The sequence below is a fragment of the Candidatus Moraniibacteriota bacterium genome (genome assembly GCA_016699875.1).
Taxonomy (GTDB): Bacteria; Patescibacteriota; Minisyncoccia; order Moranbacterales; family UBA1568.
On sequence record CP064989.1, the window covers coordinates 1,020,353 to 1,039,908 of the forward strand.

The 19,556-nt window shown below is 47.7% G+C and carries 21 protein-coding genes and 1 tRNA gene; 21 read left to right on the top strand and 1 reads right to left on the bottom strand.

Going from position 1 to position 19,556, the window contains the following annotated elements; translation table 11 throughout:
* Positions 1–496: 496 nt before the first annotated feature.
* The 12 genes from IPK84_04945 (at position 497) to IPK84_05000 (ending at position 10,435) form a co-directional block, all read left to right on the top strand.
* On the top strand, positions 497–904 hold the full coding sequence (locus IPK84_04945) for a hypothetical protein (GenBank protein ID QQS15679.1): 408 nt from the start codon (positions 497–499) through the stop codon (positions 902–904).
* Positions 901–1,641 (top strand): hypothetical protein, encoded by a 741-nt coding sequence (locus IPK84_04950; protein ID QQS15680.1) that lies wholly within the window; start codon positions 901–903, stop codon positions 1,639–1,641. Before IPK84_04945 ends, IPK84_04950 begins: the two co-directional genes overlap by 4 nt.
* Positions 1,642–1,747: 106 nt before the next feature.
* Positions 1,748–2,452: a ribonuclease HII gene (locus IPK84_04955; GenBank protein ID QQS15681.1), complete on the top strand. Its 705-nt coding sequence runs from the start codon at positions 1,748–1,750 to the stop codon at positions 2,450–2,452.
* A gap of 47 nt (positions 2,453–2,499) precedes the next feature.
* Positions 2,500–2,712: a 50S ribosomal protein L32 gene (rpmF, locus tag IPK84_04960; protein ID QQS15682.1), complete on the top strand. Its 213-nt coding sequence runs from the start codon at positions 2,500–2,502 to the stop codon at positions 2,710–2,712.
* Between the two features lie 49 nt (positions 2,713–2,761).
* Positions 2,762–3,295 (top strand): transcription antitermination factor NusB, encoded by a 534-nt coding sequence (gene nusB, locus IPK84_04965; GenBank protein QQS15683.1) that lies wholly within the window; start codon positions 2,762–2,764, stop codon positions 3,293–3,295.
* A gap of 282 nt (positions 3,296–3,577) precedes the next feature.
* Complete coding sequence (rnc, locus tag IPK84_04970) at positions 3,578–4,270, top strand: ribonuclease III (GenBank protein QQS15684.1); 693 nt, start codon at positions 3,578–3,580, stop codon at positions 4,268–4,270.
* A gap of 90 nt (positions 4,271–4,360) precedes the next feature.
* Positions 4,361–4,924: a hypothetical protein gene (locus IPK84_04975; GenBank protein QQS15685.1), complete on the top strand. Its 564-nt coding sequence runs from the start codon at positions 4,361–4,363 to the stop codon at positions 4,922–4,924.
* 310 nt (positions 4,925–5,234) lie between these two features.
* Positions 5,235–5,855 (top strand): hypothetical protein, encoded by a 621-nt coding sequence (locus IPK84_04980; protein QQS15686.1) that lies wholly within the window; start codon positions 5,235–5,237, stop codon positions 5,853–5,855.
* Positions 5,856–5,857: 2 nt separating this feature from the next.
* A complete protein-coding gene (locus tag IPK84_04985) occupies positions 5,858–7,228 on the top strand; it encodes an SET domain-containing protein-lysine N-methyltransferase (protein ID QQS15687.1) in 1,371 nt (456 codons plus the stop codon).
* 570 nt (positions 7,229–7,798) lie between these two features.
* Positions 7,799–8,911, top strand: a complete 1,113-nt coding sequence (locus IPK84_04990) for a HAMP domain-containing histidine kinase (protein QQS15688.1) — start codon at positions 7,799–7,801, stop codon at positions 8,909–8,911.
* 100 nt (positions 8,912–9,011) lie between these two features.
* On the top strand, positions 9,012–9,155 hold the full coding sequence (locus tag IPK84_04995) for a hypothetical protein (protein ID QQS15689.1): 144 nt from the start codon (positions 9,012–9,014) through the stop codon (positions 9,153–9,155).
* A 104-nt stretch (positions 9,156–9,259) separates the two neighbouring features.
* Positions 9,260–10,435 carry an MFS transporter gene (locus IPK84_05000; GenBank protein QQS15690.1) on the top strand — a complete coding sequence of 392 codons (1,176 nt, stop codon included), beginning with the start codon at positions 9,260–9,262 and terminating at the stop codon, positions 10,433–10,435.
* Positions 10,436–10,510: 75 nt separating this feature from the next.
* On the opposite strand, the gene IPK84_05005 is transcribed toward IPK84_05000, so the two are convergent.
* Positions 10,511–10,583: transfer RNA gene (locus IPK84_05005), tRNA-Arg, on the bottom strand.
* 145 nt (positions 10,584–10,728) lie between these two features.
* On the opposite strand from IPK84_05005, the gene IPK84_05010 reads away from it, so the two are divergent.
* The 9 genes from IPK84_05010 (at position 10,729) to IPK84_05050 (ending at position 19,496) form a co-directional block, all read left to right on the top strand.
* The gene (locus IPK84_05010; protein ID QQS15691.1) at positions 10,729–11,517 is read left to right on the top strand and encodes a glycosyltransferase family 2 protein; all 789 of its coding nucleotides are present in this window, start codon (positions 10,729–10,731) and stop codon (positions 11,515–11,517) included.
* 120 nt (positions 11,518–11,637) lie between these two features.
* On the top strand, positions 11,638–12,081 hold the full coding sequence (locus tag IPK84_05015) for a response regulator (protein QQS15692.1): 444 nt from the start codon (positions 11,638–11,640) through the stop codon (positions 12,079–12,081).
* A gap of 49 nt (positions 12,082–12,130) precedes the next feature.
* On the top strand, positions 12,131–13,462 hold the full coding sequence (gene aspS / locus IPK84_05020) for an aspartate--tRNA(Asn) ligase (protein QQS15693.1): 1,332 nt from the start codon (positions 12,131–12,133) through the stop codon (positions 13,460–13,462).
* A gap of 281 nt (positions 13,463–13,743) precedes the next feature.
* Positions 13,744–14,283, top strand: coding sequence for a hypothetical protein (locus IPK84_05025; protein ID QQS15694.1), 540 nt, complete (start codon positions 13,744–13,746; stop codon positions 14,281–14,283).
* 202 nt (positions 14,284–14,485) lie between these two features.
* Positions 14,486–15,529, top strand: coding sequence for a rod shape-determining protein (locus IPK84_05030; GenBank protein ID QQS16267.1), 1,044 nt, complete (start codon positions 14,486–14,488; stop codon positions 15,527–15,529).
* 16 nt (positions 15,530–15,545) lie between these two features.
* Positions 15,546–16,454: a rod shape-determining protein MreC gene (gene mreC / locus IPK84_05035; GenBank protein QQS15695.1), complete on the top strand. Its 909-nt coding sequence runs from the start codon at positions 15,546–15,548 to the stop codon at positions 16,452–16,454.
* A complete protein-coding gene (locus tag IPK84_05040; GenBank protein QQS15696.1) occupies positions 16,451–16,999 on the top strand; it encodes a hypothetical protein in 549 nt (182 codons plus the stop codon). The genes mreC and IPK84_05040 overlap by 4 nt, the downstream gene beginning before the upstream one ends.
* A 49-nt stretch (positions 17,000–17,048) precedes the next feature.
* Positions 17,049–18,230, top strand: coding sequence for a glycosyltransferase family 4 protein (locus IPK84_05045; GenBank protein ID QQS15697.1), 1,182 nt, complete (start codon positions 17,049–17,051; stop codon positions 18,228–18,230).
* Between the two features lie 39 nt (positions 18,231–18,269).
* On the top strand, positions 18,270–19,496 hold the full coding sequence (locus tag IPK84_05050; GenBank protein ID QQS15698.1) for an LCP family protein: 1,227 nt from the start codon (positions 18,270–18,272) through the stop codon (positions 19,494–19,496).
* Positions 19,497–19,556: the final 60 nt, after the last annotated feature.

Genomic DNA, 19,556 nt, shown 5'->3' on the forward strand with positions numbered 1-19,556 from the left:
AATAGTGTACAAGCTCAGCCATACGGAAGTCTTGGTTGGTGTAGCGCCGCTCCTTGTAACGGGACACTTTCAGTGACTCGTCCCGGAAGGTCGTGTAGTCCTGGCTCTGGACCGGCCACTAATTGTCCCGCTGCGCTCGCTTGTAGACCGACTGACAGTATTTGGAGCAGTCCCTTTCCTTGTGGTCAGTGTGCGCCAGAATATTCAGGATCGGCAATATATGTTTGGGAAGGGAATGTGACGTGTGACTCTGGAGGGACTTCAGGTGGTAGTACTTCGGCTCGATGCGGACCGGCAGCAAAAAGCTATGCCTATACGGATACGGCGTACTCGGGTCTTCTCTGTGGAACAGGCTCGTCGCCTACTGTCGGGAATAATAATGTTCCTTTCCCAGCACCAGGTGCAACAGTGACGTGGACGTGTTTTAATAGCTCATCTCCATCGGTAAATTGTTCTGCATCTCGAGCATCAGCTCCTATCACCTGCGGGTCCGCCAATGGGGGCACATTCTCCTCCACATCTGGTCCTTCAGCAGCTAATCTTTGCAGTGACGGAAGTCGTCCAACGGTGTCTGCTCGCTATACTGGCAGTTACTGGACCGGTTGGTCATGGACTTGCGGAAGCAATACGTGCAGTGCAAATCTCTCGCCGGGTGTTTGTGGAAGCGCAAATGGCACGAATCGGTCTTCTGCTCCTTCAACAGCAACAGAACTTTGCCAAGCTGGATCGCCAAGTAGTGTCTCTGGATCTGGTCCGTGGACTTGGAGTTGTACCGGGACTTCGTGCCGCGCGGATAAAGCGGTGTCTTCCTGTACCCCAAACTGTCCAAGTCTGTCTGGATACTGCACGACTACTCCCGTTTACGATACAAACTGCGGAACGTATTGCGGAAATGGGACGGTGAATTGTTCGGTGTCGCGCTTCATTGTTTGCCCTGCATCGGTGTCGCTTTCGCCCAGTGGACAACAGCAACTTAATGCCAAATACTGGTCGTCTCTTTCCTACGCTCCGTCATGTTCGACCACAGGGTATTCGACGGTAACCACAAGTGCTGCGTGGTCGTCATCCGACACTTCAATAGCAACAGTGGATAACTCGACTTCGAAAGGATTGGTAACGGCCGGGAGTCCAAGTGTCACATCGACGGTCCCAATTCGTGCAATATACGGAACATCCTCAGCGACGAGCAATGTGACAGTGACAGCAGTATCTACGCCATCGGTGCCAACGCCTTCTTTGGTTGTTTGTCCGTCGAGTGCGTCGATTGCTTTGGGTCAAACAAGGTCAGATTTTACAGCGTGGTATCGGGCGGATGGTGTGGATATCACGTGTAGCAATCAGACAGGTACGGATCAGAACGTGACAAGCTCTGCCAGCTGGTCGAGCGCTGATCCTTCAATGGTCGAGGTGGTCAGTAAGGGATCTCTGAGAGGTGTTGATGTCACGTCCGATGTAGCGGTAACGGCGGCGTATAATACCCGTAGCGCGACGACGCACGTAGAGGTCGTTTGTACGCCGGACTCGACATGCGGAGGTGTGCGAGCGAATACGTGTACTGATGATCAGTGTCTTGATTCCTGCGGCAATACATACGATGGTACTAAAGACTGTCGTGAGCATTGGCAGGAGGTGGCGCCGTAAGTCATCAGTCGCGGGGAGGGTTCATCTCCGAAAGCAACGAGCTGCTCCTTGTGATTGAGAGGAGCGGCTTTTGTTTATTCTGACGTTTTCGGATATGCTGTGAAATATGAAAAATAGCTACGCAGAGAAAACGCATCTTCCAACATTCGAATATGAACAGCTGGCGGCAGCGTCTCACCGTGATGCCGTCGGGGTGGACGAGGCGGGGCGAGGACCGCTTGCCGGACCGGTTGTTGCTGCGGCAGCGCGGTATCGATCGAGTCGGCTCGGGTTTCCTTGTGGAGAGAGTAGAGAATGGCGGCTGGTTCGAGATTCCAAGACGCTCTCAGGGCATCAACGCGAAGAGGCATATCGGTGGATTCTTGCGAATTTCGAGGTTGGGGTTGGTGTGGTTGATGCGGAGACTATTGATCGGGTGAATATCCTTCAGGCAACATTCCTTGCTATGCGAATGGCTCTGGCGGATCTTTTGGAGAAGCGTATCGCGGGAAAACAAAACGGGATGCAAAATGTTCGTATATTGGTTGATGGCAATCGAGTGATCCCAAAAATCGAGTTTTCTCAAGAGGCAATCGTGCACGGAGACGCTCGATCGGTGTCTATTGCCGCAGCATCTATTGTGGCCAAGGTGACGCGTGATCGGAGAATGCGGGATCTCGACATCCTCTATCCAGAGTATGGATTCTCGAAGCACAAGGGGTATGGTACGGCAGCGCACCTCTCGGCACTCCAGCGGTTTGGGCCGTGCCCGATTCATCGGCAGTCATTTGCGCCGGTTGTGCGAGCTTCCCGGGAATTTGCAAGAAATTAAGAATTCTGATAGACTCTGAGTCAAGTGTTTTCCATTGAGAATATCCTATGTCGGTACCGAAACAGCGGCATTCCAAAGCTCGGCAGGCTCGCGGGCGCGTTCGCTATGTAAAGTCCGTAAAGAATAGTGTGGCTTGCCCGAAATGTGGGGCGAGCATTTCGTCACACCGTGTGTGTCCGAAATGCGGCTTTTACAAGAATCGAGAATACGTAAATACGCTGAAAAAAGCGTCGGCATCGACAAAAAAAGAGCAGCAGTAATTGCTCTCGAGCCTTAAAACAAGGGTCTCTTCTGATGGTTTCTTGAAATATGGCGAATCGGCATCTTCAACGATCGGTAGCAATGCAGGCGCTTTTCGAATGGGATTTTCGGAAGCGGAGCGATGCTGAGATGGCCGATATTGTGCGCCGGAATCTCGAGGAATTCGCCCCCGGGCTCGAAGACGCCTCATTTACGCGTGTTTTGGTTGAAGGGGCGTTAGCACATCGCAAGGTTATCGATCAACTCATTGAGAAGTGTGCGCCCGAGTGGCCCCTTGACCAGGTGACGGTGATCGACCGTAATGTGCTTCGACTCGGTATTTTTGAGTTGCTCTATGGTAATTACGACGAAGTGCCACCCAAGGTCGCGATTAACGAAGCTATCGAGTTGTCCAAGACATTTGGCAGTGACAGCTCCCCGCGGTTTATCAATGGCGTTTTAGGCACTATCTATCGTGAGATGGGGGAGCCAATGAAGGACGACTCAAGCGAAAAACGTCGTGCTGCGCTGAAACTCAAAGAATTGGAGGAACATCCGGGAGACATGAAAACCGAACCGATCGATTCGGATGACGCGGAGTGAAGTTGCGTGTTTGGCGGCGAGTACTTGAAAGTCGGAAGGGGTGGTAAACAGACTCTAGAAGTCATCAGCGTGTTAGCGTGTCGAGATCTCTTCGTGCTTCAGTTGGGACGATAGAGAATCAATCAGAGTGATAAGAAAATAGGGATGGCAGAACTTAGGGATAACAAAAGGATGTTGTGTTGTCATGAGATAAAGATAAATTGTAATATTTTCCCGGCATGAGCTGGGCATTCTCTGGGGTTTTTCGAGAGTGTCGCGCTTTTCCTGGGAGATATCTTCGGTATGAAAGAATTCGACAAGGTGGAAATTGCTCGTATGCTGGGCGCGGAGATTCGAAAGCCCGAATATTTTCAGACAGCGTTTACTCACCGCTCTTATATCAATGAGCATCGGAATTACCCGCTTGATCACAATGAACGATTGGAGTTTTTGGGCGATGCGGTACTTGAACTTGTGGTGACCGAATATCTTTTTCACCAATATCCCAATCCCGAAGGGGAGCTCACGAGTTGGCGCGCCGCCCTGGTAAATGGCGAAATGCTTGCCCGTGTCGGCGCTGAGCTTGGCATTGAACCGTTTCTCATGATGAGTCGGGGCGAATCGAAGGATACGGGACGGTCACGCCAGTATCTGGTTGCCAATGCTATGGAGGCTATTATCGGGGCGCTCTACCTCGATCAGGGCTACGATGCTGCCAAGAGCTTTATTCTTCGGGTTATCGTGAGTCACCTGCCGGAAGTTTTTGAACAGAGGCTGTACGCTGATCCGAAGAGCGAGTTTCAAGAACAAGCGCAGACGCGCCTCAGTATGACGCCGTCCTATCGGGTGCTTTCGGAATCGGGACCTGACCATGACAAATGTTTTACGGCCGGTGCCTATATCGGCGATGATTTGGTCGCCGAAGGGACGGGGAGTTCCAAGCAAGAGGCACAGCGCGAAGCGGCCAAGAACGCCCTCAAGAAAAAGAGTTGGTAATACCGATCTTTCGGCGCGATGCGGTTTCTGATATACTGAAGATACGGGTGGAAAACTTGTTTGAGGGATTGCAATACCAATACCATCGTCATGGAAACGGAAAAAAAAGAAAAGACTCAATCAAGATGGTTTTTCGGGGTCTTTTTCTTTTTGGTAACTCTTTCGATTTTTGCGACTTTCTATCGGGTGTTTATTGCGAAGGACTATTTGGTGGACATAGAGGTGTCGTGTTCTCCGGAGAGGGCGGCTTGTTTTGCTCGAGATATCTGCGATACCGACGATGAGTCGTGCGGAGAGGATGATATTCCGATTGAAACGTCATATTACAAAATCGTTGAAAGGAAAGCCTACAATTTTCCGGAGACATGCGCCTCCGGAACCCTTGATTCGCCGGAGTGTGCTGATTTATCCTGTCGTCTGGGAGAAATAGATTGTACGGAGACCTACTGTTCCGATGAAACAGTGCCGGAAGGTGAGACCTGTGTCGGCCCGGGATTTGTCCTGGAAGACTCCGAAGGTGCAACACTACCGAATGATTCGATGGGAGAGGGTGGTGAAGATAGCGAAGATGGTGCCGCAGGCAGTGGCACTGGCAGTGAAATTTCTCCGGAAGCGGGAATGGATGAAGAGGGTGGAGCTGTACAGATGAACTAGGTGGATTCGGATTGATTTGACAGAATTTCTGAAATGTTTTCTCTATGGTGAAGTGGAAATATTCGCTAAACAGAAGGGAACGGTTGGGATTTTCCCGAATATAAAGGCTTTTCAAATGGACATATTTGTCCATTTTTTTTGACTTTTATTATTGACATAAACAAATATTTATTGTAAAAAGTAAAGTTTACGAGGAATTATCATGAAGAAATCAGGATGTTTTTCTGTGGTAGGTGAGATGATTTGAAGCGAACGAGAAAGAGAAAGGGGGATAAACCTTTGGACAAAAGAAGTGAGTAGTCGTGATTTCATGGCTTTCATGGGGGCATTAGCGGGAGTGATTTCTCTGCTTGCTTATATTCCTTATATTTCCTCGATTATTCGAAGGAAGACTGTCCCAAGTCGAACGTCATTTTGGATATTATTCTTCGTGGGGTTGGTTACATTATTAGCATATAAGGGGTCTGGCGCGTCCAATACCCTTTTTTTTCTTATCGGAGATTTGGTTGGATGTTTCTTGATTGCCCTCCTGAGTCTTCTTTATGGAAAGGATGGGACGCAGACTTTTGACAAGCTTTGTTTTTTTGGAGCCATTGTGAGTTTGGGATTGTGGTTTTTCTTCCAGGAATATCCTTCGGTGGCGCTTATATCGAGCTTGTCGGTTGAGTTTGTTGCCATGATTCCTATTTTGAAAAAAGCGTACTTAAATCCGTTTGAAGAAGATATAACAACATGGCTTCTTTCTTTTGTTGCGGCAGTCATGAATATTTATGCGATAGAGACGTGGAGCTTTCTTGTTGTTCTTCTTCCGTTTTATGAGTTTGCGATTGTTGGAATGATCGTTCTGTTTCTTTCGAGAAGAAGGAAAAGCAAGGTTCCTTTGAATGACATCGCACCGCATCTAAAAATGGTTCGACTGGTAAGATATTGAATATGACTGATAATGACATTGATTTGAAGGAGAGTCTAAGGAAAGAAGTCCAGAAAATATATACTCCGTTGTCTGTTGCAAAGGAAGAAATTTGGAAAAGATGGGGAAATAAAGAGCTGCAAAAGAATGTGAGTGAGTTTTTGGGCATTAAAGCTGAACGATTTTTTAAAGAAAGTCCGGTCGCCTGTTTGGGGAGGAATATTGTGAGTCCTACTATGGAGTTTAGCTATTTCTTGGAATTAGCCAAAGAGATAGATCTTGAACCTCTGGTTATAGAACATGTTAAAGATAAGTTTGTTACAGAAAACCCGGATAAGTACTATTTAGCGAAATTGTATTTTTACAATAAGAACGGAAGGAAGAATGATAGGAACATTGACACTGATTTTATCAACGCCATTGATTTCAATAAATATCAAGGAGAAAAAATATGTAACATAAATACAATGTGGGGAGAGAATCTTGTTGATTTTCAACATAGAATTTCTCATGACTTATTTCCTAATCACTGGAGGAAAAGTATCGATATATCGGAAATACTGGATTTAAATCACAAGGGGTTGAGTCAGTGTTACGATAAATATCTAGCTCTTTTTATCTTCGGAGGCGTGTTGTTCGAAAACTTCTTGTTAAGTAAAAACATCAAGGACTTTACACATAGAGTTGTGGTCCCCGCATTTGCCAAACTTGAAAAACTTTTTGGCATTAAGCCTCTTATTGTTCCTTTATCTTCAATAGAGGATCAGGATGACTTGTATTGGTGGTGTTATCCAACTTTAATTAAAGATGATATTATGGAACATATAACAATTGGTGGAGCAAAGTACAGGAAGATACATCACGGAGAGTTTAAGAATGCTCTTATAAAGCTTAAACCATCAAGGATAGTACCAACTGGAGTGGGTGTTTTTGCTGTTAGAAACCTAAGCAAGGGAATTATAATTGGTGATGTAAGGTTTTTAAGCGAAGACTTTTTTCTTACTCGAAATGACTATGAAAAGGTAGACCAGGAATCAAGGGGTGTAATAAAAAACTTCTGCATCCCAACTCCTGACGGTTTCTTTGCTCCTAAAGATGTTAATTATCTCTCTATCCCTTGGTATATCAATCATTCTTGTGATGGCAATGTTGGGTATGATAAAAATGGAAATTTTGTTACCATAAAAAACATTAAAAAGGATGACGAGCTCTCCTACGATTATGGATTAGCTGTGTCGGATCCTGGTTTTAAATTATATTGTAAGTGTAGATCAAAAAAATGCAGGAAAGTCATTACCGGGAATGATTGGAAGAATGTTGAATATCGAAAGAAAAACTATTCGCATATGACCCCAGAGCTCAAGGAACTCATAGAGAAAACATATAAAGATTAAAGTTATATGGCATACAATTTGGTGACAAATATAGAATCTTGTTATGTATATATAAAAGATGCTCCTTTCGGTTTGATCTATTACTCGCATATTCCAACAGGAATTGCAGCGTTGTCTATAGGATTGTTTGTCTTTTACAGCAACAGAAAGTTTTTACTGAACAAGCTACTCTTTCTTTTCTCCCTCACCTTTTTTTTCTGGTCATTTGCTGATCTCGTTACGTGGACGTATAGCTACAATAGCGTCTACACGATGTTTGCGTGGTCGTTATTGGGCGTTACAAATGTTCTACTTTTTGTCGTGAGCCTATATTTCACGTATGTCTTTCTCGATAGGAGAGATGTAACATCTTCGTTAAAATTGATTTTTGGCGCATTATTGCTTCCAGCTATTGTAATTACACCTACCTATTTTAACCTGGGCGAATTTAGTAATATTGATTGCTCTCCAATTGAGGGGGATTACTTTAATTACTACCAGTACTTCATTAATGGTTTAGTGGTTATATGGATTGTTTTCCTATCATTTAGGAGGTATAGATTAGCGGGAAAAGAGCTTAAGAAACAAATAATGCTTTTTTCCTTTGGCATGAATTTTTTCTTAATGCTGTTTCTTTTGGCAGGGGTTTTGGCTCCTTACCTGTATGGACTTGGTGTTGTAAATGATTACAGAATTGAGTCTATGGGCATGTTTGGAATGCCCATTTTTCTTGGCCTCCTTGCGTACCTCATCGTTCGATATCAGGCATTCAATGTAAAAATTATTGCAACACAAGCATTAGTGGTGACACTGGCGATATTGATTGGCTCACAGCTTTTCTTTATCAGGTCGCAGATAAATTTCATACTTACATCAATTACATTTCTCCTGTCTGTTCTCTTTGGCATTCTCCTCATCCGTTCTGTGAAGAATGAAATTCGACGGAAGGAAGAGCTGCAGATTGTGACGGACAAATTGGCGGCGGCGAATGTGGAGCTCAAGCGTCTTGATCAGTCGAAGCCGGAGTTCATTTCGATCGCGTCGCATCAGTTGCGGACGCCATTGACGGCAATCAAGGGATTTGTCTCGCTTTTGCTTGAAGGATCGTACGGCAAGGTGCCGGCACCGATCACGGATGTACTCGATAAGATTTATACGGCAAATGATCGAATCGTGCACTTGGTGGAAGATTTGCTCAACATTTCCCGTATGGAATCGGGGCGGCTCAAGTACGAGTATGCAGAGGTGAATATTCCGGAATTCTTGGATGAACTTCGCGATACGTTTGCGATCGTTGCCAAGAAGAAGGGTTTGGAGTTGACATTTGAGACGGTGACAGACTCGATCAAGCCGGCATGGGTGGATCGACAGAAGGCCTTCGAAGTAGTCTCGAATCTTATCGACAATGCGCTCAAGTATACGGCTGCCGGGAGTGTCCGGGTTCGCACGGAGGATGCGAGCGGTTTCATCCGTATCTCCGTGACGGATACAGGCGTTGGCATTGATTCCGATATGATGTCCGCCTTGTTTCAGAAGTTCTCTCGCGGCAAGGAGAGCGGCAAGATGCACGTGAGCGGCACCGGTCTCGGACTCTATGTCGGGAAGTCCATGATCGAGGCGCAAGGCGGCCACATCGGCGTCACCTCCGAAGGCACCGGCAAAGGCTCGACCTTCTTCGTGGAATTACCGGTGAAGCAAGGGTAATTCTTTCAGATATCAAGAGTCGTAATATTGACAGAGAATCTCTTATATGATACCCTACCGAAGGTAGGAAGCAGGGGATAGATAAGCAGAAGTGAGACCTATGAATTCCAGATACTGCCAGATGAATACGTGGGGACATACCGGCGTGGATATACGCGGCGGCGTTTTTGCGTCGCCAATCGCCAGTTCTATTCTGTTAAGCCGTGATTATCGAAATTTCTCTTGTCCGTCACTCTTTCGATAAAATATATCCTCTTGGAAGGTTTCCCGGCTCAACAGAAGAGTCGGGTTTTTTGTTGAGAAGAAGTTCTTTAAAACATCAAGCTCACAGTAAGAGGAGGTGAGAGTATGCGGAGTTTACGATCAAATATTTGGAAACTCTATGCCATAAAAGGTTTGCGCAGCTGCATGTTTGAGATGCCGATTATCGTTCTCTTTTTCCGGGAGAATGGACTGTCGATGCAGGACGTGTTTGTTTTACAGGCACTCTTTTCTCTAGTGACGATCGTGCTCGATGTACCGACAGGACACTTTTCGGATATGTTTAGTAGGAAGGTGTCGATCGTTATTGGGGGAGGCGTTTCTGCGTTTGGTTTCGCGGTTTATTTCGTATCTTCCGGATTTTGGGAGTTTCTTATTGCGGAAACCATGCTTGGCGTTGGTATGAGTTTTGTGTCAGGAGCGGATTCAGCAATGCTTTATGACACGCTTCTTGTTTTGAATCGGGAAGGGGAATATCGTCGTCGAGAGGGGGCGAACAGCAGTACTGGTCTTTTGTTGGAAAGCGTAGCAAGTATTATCGGCGGATTTCTTGCAGTGGCAAGTCTTCGGCTGCCGATTCTCTGCGATGTGCTTGTCTCGATTTGCATTATTCCTGTAGCGCTTATACTCGTTGAACCCCCGCTACACCGTGAGATATCTCAAAAGAGTAGTCTTGTAATCATGTGGGCAACGGTGCGATACGCACTCTATGCCCATGCGGAGATTAAGTGGCTCATTCTCTATTCATCCATTGTGAGCACGTCAACTCTCACTATGGTGTGGTTTATTCAGCCATATCTCGTAGTAACCGGTGTTCCAATTGAGTGGTTTGGCATTGTTTGGTCCGTACTTATGGGAGTGGCAGCATTCTTCTCATGGTATGCACACTTTGTGGAACGAGTTATCGGACGGAAGCGGTCATTGATTCTCCTCGTTGCCTTGCCTGTATTTGGCTACGGGTTGATAGCTTCAGTGTGGCATGTTTGGTCTGCTATATTTCTCGTGTGTTTCTATATCACGCGCGGCATTCTGAATCCGGTGCTTTTGGACTATATCAATGGCCTGATTTCTTCCGATGTTCGAGCCACCATTCTGTCTGTGAAAAACCTGGTTGGTCGGTGCGTATTTGTCATTGTTGGTCCTCTTGCCGGATGGGCAAGCGATGCCTATTCGCTCCAATTGGCACTTCTGTTGTCCGGAATCATCTTTCTGTTCTTTGGCGGAGTAATTCTTCTTGCTATGTGGAAGAAAAAAATCCTGTAAAGAGAGGTGGGCACCTCAAAAAAGCGGCGAGGCATTTCAAAACAATGCCAGCCGCTTTTTCCTTGTCTTTCTGTGTGTCCCTGGCAGGAATCGAACCTGCGGCCTTCTGGACCGGAACCAGACGCTCTATCCACTGAGCTACAGAGACGGGAATGGATGATTGGTATGAGGGGTGGAGCGGATTGCGTTGCGATGTTCGAAACCCTCCGAACAGTATACTTTCTCCGGGGGGTATTGTACAATAGGGGCACGGAAAACAGATGATTCCCGGTCTTTTCCGGCACTGAGACGCTATGGATGTAAGTATTATTTTGGTGAATTATCGAAGCCGAGAGAAAACTCGGAACTGTCTTTTTTCTTTGAAAAAAGCTGATCTGTCGGGGATTTCTCATGAAATCATCATAGTTGACAATAGTGAGGCGGACGATTTCGGCAAGGAATTTCGCCAGGAATTCCCGGAGGTGATCTTTGTGCGAAATGAGACAAACAGCGGCATGGGGAGCGGAAACAATCTGGGTGCTCGACAGGCGCGAGGGAGTTTCCTTCTTATCCTCAATCCGGACACAATCGTTCGTCCGGATGCGATTCGACAGCTCTTCGATATGATGAAGAATCACGAGGATATGGGTATTGCCGGGCCGAAGCTTCTCAATCCGGATGGCACGCTTCAGTATTCGTGTCTGCGTTTTCCGAAAGTGTGGACGCCGATTCTTCGGCGCACGATTCTTGGACGATTTGCGCCGCATCACCTCGGAAGATATCTCATGACGGATTTCGATCACCAGCAGACGAGAGATGTCGATTGGATGATGGGATCGTGTCTTTTGATTCGTGCCGACCTCTATCATTGTATCGGAGGGTTTGATGAGCGGTTCTTTATGTATTTTGAAGACATTGATCTGTGCCGGCGCGCTTGGCGGGAAGGTCTGCGCGTAGTGTATTGTCCTGATGCTATCGTGGTGCACGATCATGCTCGCGGGAGCGCCCGTTCTCGGTGGTTTATCGCACCTTTTACGAGTCGCTTAGCGCGTGAACATATCCGATCATGGATAAAATACGCCGTTAAATGGCGATTCCAGTGAAAATGTAGCTCACTATGTTTATGGTCGACAGCTTGCATGTTTCCTTATTGGGACCTAGAGTGAAAGGAATGTACCTGTGCGATAAGGCAAAGGGGCGATAGGATGTGTAGCCGTATATTTATGGCACGAGTATTATTGGTTGAAGATGATCCGATGATCTCGGAGATTTATCAGCGGAAGTTCTCCGCTGCCGGGTTTGAAGTGCGCATTGCCGCTTCAGGGAAGGCTGTTTTGGATATTTTGCGGACAGAATCATTCGACCTGGTGCTACTCGATATTGTCTTACCGGAGATGAGCGGAATGGAGATTTTGGAAAAGCTTCGCAATCCGAAAAACGGCTACAATTCCGATATCAAGATCGTGATGTTTAGTAGTTTGAGCGAGAAGGATGACCGGGATCGGGCCGTAGCTCTTGGTGCGAGCGGCTTTATCTCGAAAACGGAAGTTTCTCCCTCCGAACTGATTGTTGAGGTGACGCGATTTTTGCATCAGTTTGAAGCGCAAGCAAGCAGTACGGATCGGAAAGGGATATCCATCTCAAACGTCCCGAATATATCAGCGTGAGGCGCTTCGATGTTTGAAGGGGAGAATGTTTAATCAATAAATGATCGGTATGGATATGGAACGAACACTTATCGCGGAAGCCCCGAAGCATATTGGTAAGAAAATCCAACTCAAAGGCTGGATCAATATGCGTCGCGATCACGGAAAAATCGTCTTCTTCGATATGCGCGATAGAAGTGGGACGGTGCAGCTGGTGGTGATTCCGGATCATGAAATGGCGTATGCCGCATCAAAAGAGTGTCGGAACGAATGTGTAATCGAAGTAACCGGTGTGGCGAAGCTCCGACCGGGCGGTGCGGAGCGGTCGACAACGTCAGGGAGCATAGAAGTGGAAGTTGAGACGCTGCGAGTGCTCTCTGTTCCCGAGAGTCCGCTGCCGTTTGAAGTTGCCGAAGGCGGTCTTGAGAATCTCCACCTTGATACACTGCTCAATAATCGCACCTTTTCTCTTCGGAATCGAAAGACACAGTCGATCTTTCGACTGTACGGTCTGCTTCTCTCATCGTATTCCGAAGCGCTGCGATCGAGAGGGTTTCTCGAAGTGAAGACGCCAAGGATTGTCAACGCGGCAACGGAAGGCGGAGCAAACTTTTTCAAGATAAAATACTTCGACCGGGATGCGTTCTTGGCACAGAGTCCGCAATTTTACAAGCAGGCGGGCGCGAGCGTCTTCGAGCGAGTGTTTGAAATCGGTCCGGTATTTCGTGCGGAGCCTCATTTCACAACGCGGCATGTGAACGAATATATCAGTCTCGATGCTGAGATGGCGTTTATCGAGAATGTCAGTGACGTGATGGGCGAGCTTGAAAGCATTCTTTTTGAAGTCTGTGAGAAAATAGGTGAGAAGGGAAAAGAAGAGCTTGAACAATGGGGTGCGGCTGTTCCGGAGCGCGTGCCGATTCCGCGCATGAAGCTGACGGAGGCGCTCCATATTCTTGAGAAGGAATACGGAAAAAAGATGGAAAATGGAGAAATTGACATCGATCCCGAGGGCGAGCGAATGATCTGCGAGTATGTGAAGAAGGAAACAGGCTCTGATTTTGTTTTCCTGACGCATTATCCGACGGCGATTCGTCCGTTCTATACCATGCCAAGTCAGGATCCGCAGTTTACCGAGAGTTTCGATCTGCTTTTCCGCGGACTTGAATTGGTGACAGGGGGACAGCGCATCCATGAGTATCAGAAGCTCGCTGATTCCATCAGACGGCGCGGTATGAACCCGGATGATTTCTCAAATTACCTTGACACCTTTCGTTACGGGTGTCCTCCGCATGGCGGTTGGGGTTGGGGATCGGAGCGTACCATTCAACAGCTTTTGGGGCTTCCCACCATCAAACAAGCGGTTCTCTTCCCAAGAGACGTGAAGCGCCTCACTCCGTAGGGATTGATATATTCTTTATGTCTGATGTCGGAATAAGGAGGGAGGTTGAACGATATTTTCAGGATGTTCTCAGTGAACATTCTGAAGAGATCCGGTTTCTTCGGAACTATTTTGGTATTAGTGAAAAGCAAATAAAATCGGCATGGGTGTATTGGGACACTGCTATCCGAGAGTATTCAAATGAAGTGTATAGTTCCGAATCCTTGCGATTTGCAATGCATTTGCATAACTATCTACACGGGAGCTGGCATGAAAAACGCCAGGAGATTATCTGGAGGTATTTGCAAGACACTGATTTGAGTTCCGTTTGTGAAATTGGATTCGGTGTTCCTCAAAGATATGTTCGATATCTTCTACAGGGTAAGCAAACAAAAAGAATTGTACTGGCTGATTTTGAAGTTTCCAGTATTAAGTTTGCACAAGCGGTTCTTTCTTTCTGGGAAGAATTATGGAAAGAGAAGGTGAGCTTCTTACAATTTGATATGAATAATGATGATTTTCCTCATGAGCATGAAACGTATATTCTCCAAGATTCCATTGAACATGCTTTTGACCCAACATCAACACTACGCCGATTCGTATCGTCAATTAATACTTCTTCAAATATACTTTTTTCCTTACCTATTGAAATTGAAAATCCTATCCCGGAACATCATATATATTGGAAAGATGAATCTCAGGTTATCGCATGGCTTGAGAGTTGCGGTCTGATGGTTTCTCGATACGAAGTAATAGCGATGGATCGGAAAGTGGATATCTTTGCACGTTCACTCCATCGTGATTTTCGAGAGATTGTCGTGCAGACGAAGAAGGGAATATAGAGGAAGCTTGCAAGCGCGTGGTCGAGTTGTCCGGATTTTATAGATGTAGTCGCATCATCTTCTCCTTGTTCCTTTGGGGTATTTTTGATACGGTGAATCAAGGACGTATTCGTCTGGGATTTTTTTGCGCAATGATATGGAATCGGGTGCGGCCAACTCTTTAAAGAATCGGTATCGGCGCCGCCGGAAGCAGGTGTCCGATATGGTATTCGGGCGGTTTTCGCAGGATATCGGTATTGATTTGGGGACCGCGAATACGCTGGTTTACGTGCGAGGGAAAGGGATTGTGATCAATGAACCGTCGGTTGTGGCAGTGAATCAGCGGACGGGGCAAATTCTTGCGATCGGGCGCGATGCCAAGCGCATGGTAGGAAAGACACCCGGGCATATTGTAGCAACGCGCCCCTTGGTCGACGGTGTGGTGAGTGATTTCGAAATCACGCAGCAAATGCTCCGATTTTTCATTAACAAGGTGCACGATAGCGGCTTCGCATTTCTTCGTCGGCCAAGAGTATTGGTGGGCGTGCCATCCGGAGTGACGGAGGTGGAACGGCGCGCGGTGATTGAAGCGACGATGAATGCGGGTGCTCGCGAAGCGTTTTTGATTGATGAGCCGATGGCGGCGGCGATTGGAGCGCGGTTACCGGTTATTGAAGCTTCGGGCAATATGGTGGTCGATATTGGTGGCGGGACGACAGAGATCGCGGTGATTTCTTTGGGAGGTGTGGTAGTGTCTCGGAGTCTTCGTATTGCGGGCGATGAGATGAATGAGGATATTGTGCGATATGCGCGCGACGCCTTCAATCTTCTGATCGGAGAGAAGACAGCCGAAGAGGCGAAGATCGCTATCGGAAGCGCCTACCCGCTTCGAGAGACGATGACCCACTCCATTCGCGGTCGCGATCTGGTGAGTGGCTTACCGAAGGAAATTATCGCAACCGACGAACAGATTCGCGAGGGCCTTTCGCATTCCATTCGGATTATTGTAAATAATATCAAAACGATTATCGAAGAGACGCCGCCGGAATTATTGTCGGATATATTCCAGCGGGGGATCATTCTGGCCGGCGGTGGGAGTTTGATTCGAGGGCTTGATCGCCTGCTTGCTAATCAGACCGGTATACCGGTGCGCATGATGGAGGATCCGCTGACGGCAGTAGTGCGTGGTACGGGGGTTGTGCTTGAGGATATGGAGCGCTTGCAAGAAGTGCTGGTTGAAGATCACCGAGGCACGCCGCTTCGATAAGAAACGGATCTGTTGCATGCGCGTATTGCTCTTCGTCCGGTCCGATCTTCTTTTTTCTATTTTCATTTTCCATCATTCTTTTTTTGTCTTCTATTTTTCTCTTCCTGCAATGTTCCGCACTCTCTGGAGAAACAAGTTCGGGAAACTCGCGATTATTATTGTCGGGTGTCTCATGGTGTACCTCTGGAATTCTCCATTTATCGCATTCTCTGCGAGAACAGTATTCGGCGCGATTGCATTCCCGGCACAGAACGTGACGGCGTTTGTCGGATATCATGTGGGGCATCTCGCATCTTTCTTTGCATCTATCGGGACGCTCAAGAAAGAGAATGAACGTCTATCGGAAGAAAATACGAATCTCAAAGCCGAAAATGTCGCGCTTGCCGATCAATCAAGAGAGAATGAAATGCTTCGGCAAGAGCTGCAGCTTGCGCCACGGAATACATTCAATCTTCTTTCGGCGGAAGTGATCGGTCGGGACGATGTGTCGTCCGGTGGAGCTGTACTGATCAATAAGGGAACAGCTTCCGGAGTTGAGAAGGGTATGGCGGTTATTGTGGGCTCGGGGACGTTTATCGGGCGAGTGATAGAAATGACGCCGTTTTCTTCTCGCGTACTTCTGGTTTCTGATTCCGGAAGCGCCATAAATGCGGTGGCAGGGATGCATGAGGCGCGAGGCGTAGTGCGTGGTGAGTACGGATTGGGACTCGTATTGGATATGGTTTTGCAGTCGGATACGCTTGTTTCCGGAGACGAGGTGATCACCTCGGGTCTTGGCGGAGATATGCCGCGCGGATTGCTTATCGGATCAGTAACGTCGATCGAGCCGTCCGCCGACCGATTGTTTCAGCGCGCAACGCTTGCATCTCCGATTCGTCTCGATCGAATACGGTTTGTGTCCGTCATTGTGAATGCGAAGTCATGAAACCGGCTCTTTTTCGTGCGGCATTTTTGTTTGCTGGCGCTTTGGTTCAAGTGTCTCTTTCGAATACAATTTTTCTTTCGCCGGTTGCCTCGCCCCCCATTCTCCTTGCCCTGGTTGTCTCGATCACTCTTTTCCGAGGGTTTTCCGATTCGTGGAGGTGGGCGATTCTCTCCGGGCTCTTTCTCGACGCGCTTACTCTCGGGAGACTCGGTCATGCGTCGATAGAATTCGTTTTGTTTGCGGCTATTCTCAGTCTCACGTCGAAAGAGATTCTTTTTGAATACCATGCCGGTCGAATTTTGTTACTTGGTGCTTTGATGTGGCTTTTTGAAGGTGCGTATCGCCTTATTGAAGTTCTCGCTTTCCCTCTCGTTTTTGATCAAAGTGTCTCTCTTTCAGCGTTCTTCTCCGGTGTGCACTGGACGGAAATTCCGATATCGCTGCTCATTTCGATTGGCGTATGCGCTCTCGCATTACCGATCACCTTTTCTTTTGAACGGTATTTGGATCTTTTTGAACGCGCCAAGATTGGTCGCCGGCGATAGAGAGTCGACGGATATTTGTGTGTCGTGCCGTATGCGCTAAAATAGGATCATGAAGATAGGTATAGATATTAGGAATATCGGCAGGCAAAGAACCGGGGACGAGGTAGTTTTTTTAAATTTGGTTCGGGAACTTTTGAAATTGGATACGAAGAACGAATACCTTCTCTTTCTGGACTATAGAACAGACGAAGAGCTTCGCGAGCTTCGGATGCGGCTCAGTGCGATTGACGGTCGGAAAGGGGTACGGTTCATCAGTCTTCCGGCAAGCAATAAGTTCGACTGGAATGCATGGTGGTTGCCAAGGTATCTTCGCGCGCATGTGGTCGACGTGTACCACACGCAGTATATTGTGCCGTTCTTCGTTCCGCGTCGGACAAAAGTAATAACACATATACACGACGTGTCGTTTCGGGCATACCCGGAGTATATCGGTTGGTTTGATCGTTGGTTTTTGAGCCTGCTAATTCCTCGAAGCATTCGTCGTGCTGATATAATTGTGACTCCTTCGGAGTTTACGAAACGGGAAGTTGCAAAATATTACTCTGTGCCGGAAGAGAAGATGGTTGTGATACACAATGCCGTCGCACCGGGATTTTTTTTGGAAGAAATGGAAGTGATGGACAGAGGACGAGAGGATGCGGTGCGGGACAAATATCGCCTTCCACAGCAGTTCCTTCTCTATGTCGGAACCTTGCAGCCGAGAAAAAATATCCCGCTGTTATTGGAAGCGTTCGATCATTTTCGAAAACGCTGTCAGTATGAAGATGTCAAGTTGGTGCTGGTGGGCAATCGAAATGGGCATCATTTCGATGTTCGAATTGATGAGACAATTTTGCAGTTGGGGATAGGACGCGAGGTATTATTTCCCGGATTTATCGAGCAGGAGGATCTCCCGATTGTGATGCGTCTTGCAATGCTTTTTGTTTTCCCATCGTACTACGAGGGCTTCGGCATCCCCATTCTTGAGGCGATGAGTCAGGGTGTTCCGGTTGTTGCCGCGGATATTCCCGCCCTTCGGGAAGCGGGGGGCGATGCGGCGTTGTTTGTGCCTCCGCAAGAGAGTGGACGTTTCGCTGACGCACTTCAAGAGGCATGTCTCTCCGATTCGGTTCGGACGACGCTCCGAATGAAGGGATACGAGCAAGCGCAACGCTTCTCCTGGGAGCGAAGTGCTCGAGACCTTCTTGCTGTCTACGAGAAAATATGTTTTCATAAAAGGATGGATCATTAGTTTCCAGTCTTTCTCTTCTTTTTGTATTCTTCATACACTATGAGCTCGAGTTCTTTTGGGACATCGTCAAGTTTTTCGTCGTCTCGACCGTCCGCATCCTCTCCTCGTCCGACAGGAGTGCCAAAAAAGAAGATGCGACGTTGGGTGAAGGTGTTGCTCTGGACAGTGGGTATCCTGTTGCTTCTCGGAGGTATAGCTTTGTGGAAAGCAAACTCGATTGTGAGTCGCATTGCTCCCAATGGAAGTATTCTCTCGAATATCGTAAATTCCCTGCCGGGTGTCGAGAAAAAACTCTCCGGTGAGGATGAAGGACGAATCAATATCGCGCTTCTTGGCATGCGTGGAAAGGGTGTTGAGGGCGGAGGTCTCCTCGCGGATACGATCATGGTTTTGTCTTTTCATCCGAAGAGCGGCGAGGGCGATACGGCGCGTGCCTCGCTCGTCTCAATTCCGCGCGACCTCTATGTGACCGTTCCCGGCACCTCGGACAAACAAAAGATAAATGCGGTGCATGCCTACGGTGAAGAGAAGGGCGATGGCCAGGGTCTTGAAGCGATGAAGACGATTCTCTCTGAAGTGACCGGACAACCGATTCAGTATGCCGCCTCGGTGAATTTTAAGGGATTTGAAGAGGCGATTGATGCGGTCGGTGGCGTATCGGTTACGCTCGCCGAACCTTTTACCGAACCGATGCAGTTTCGGGAGCCGCATGTTTGCGATCCGCTTGTCTTCACGGTGCCGACCAGTCCACAGCAATACGAGAACAAATACGTGACGACCGGGAGCGGCAGGCGGCGACTCGTGGCGTCGTATCCATTGTGTTACAACAAAGATGTCGAGTGCGGCGGTGTATTCAATCTGCCGGCGGGGACGAGTCTCTTGAATGGCGAGCAGGCACTCTGCTATTCGCGGGCACGCGTGACTTCGAATGACTTTGCGCGTGCGAAGCGTCAGCACTCGGTGATGCAGGCCTTTCAGGAGAAGGCATTGAGTCTTGGGACATTGTCAGACTTTACCAAGGTAAACGCATTGCTCAATAGTTTGGGCGACAATGTGCAGACAACCTTTGAAGGATGGGAGTTGAAGCGCTTGTTCGACCTCTACCTGGAGAATAAGGACATGAAATTCGCGGAAGATGTCGTGGTGGATAATTCCGAGAACGGACTGCTCTATGCGCCGGAGAACACCGGTGGCGCGGGATACATTTTGTTGCCGAAGGGAGATACTTACGACAAGATACACGCTTTGTTCGCATCGCTTCCGTAGAGATGGCAAAGCAGGTTGTCGTGGGAATTTACGAGATACTTTATTTTTAGAGAAATAGCA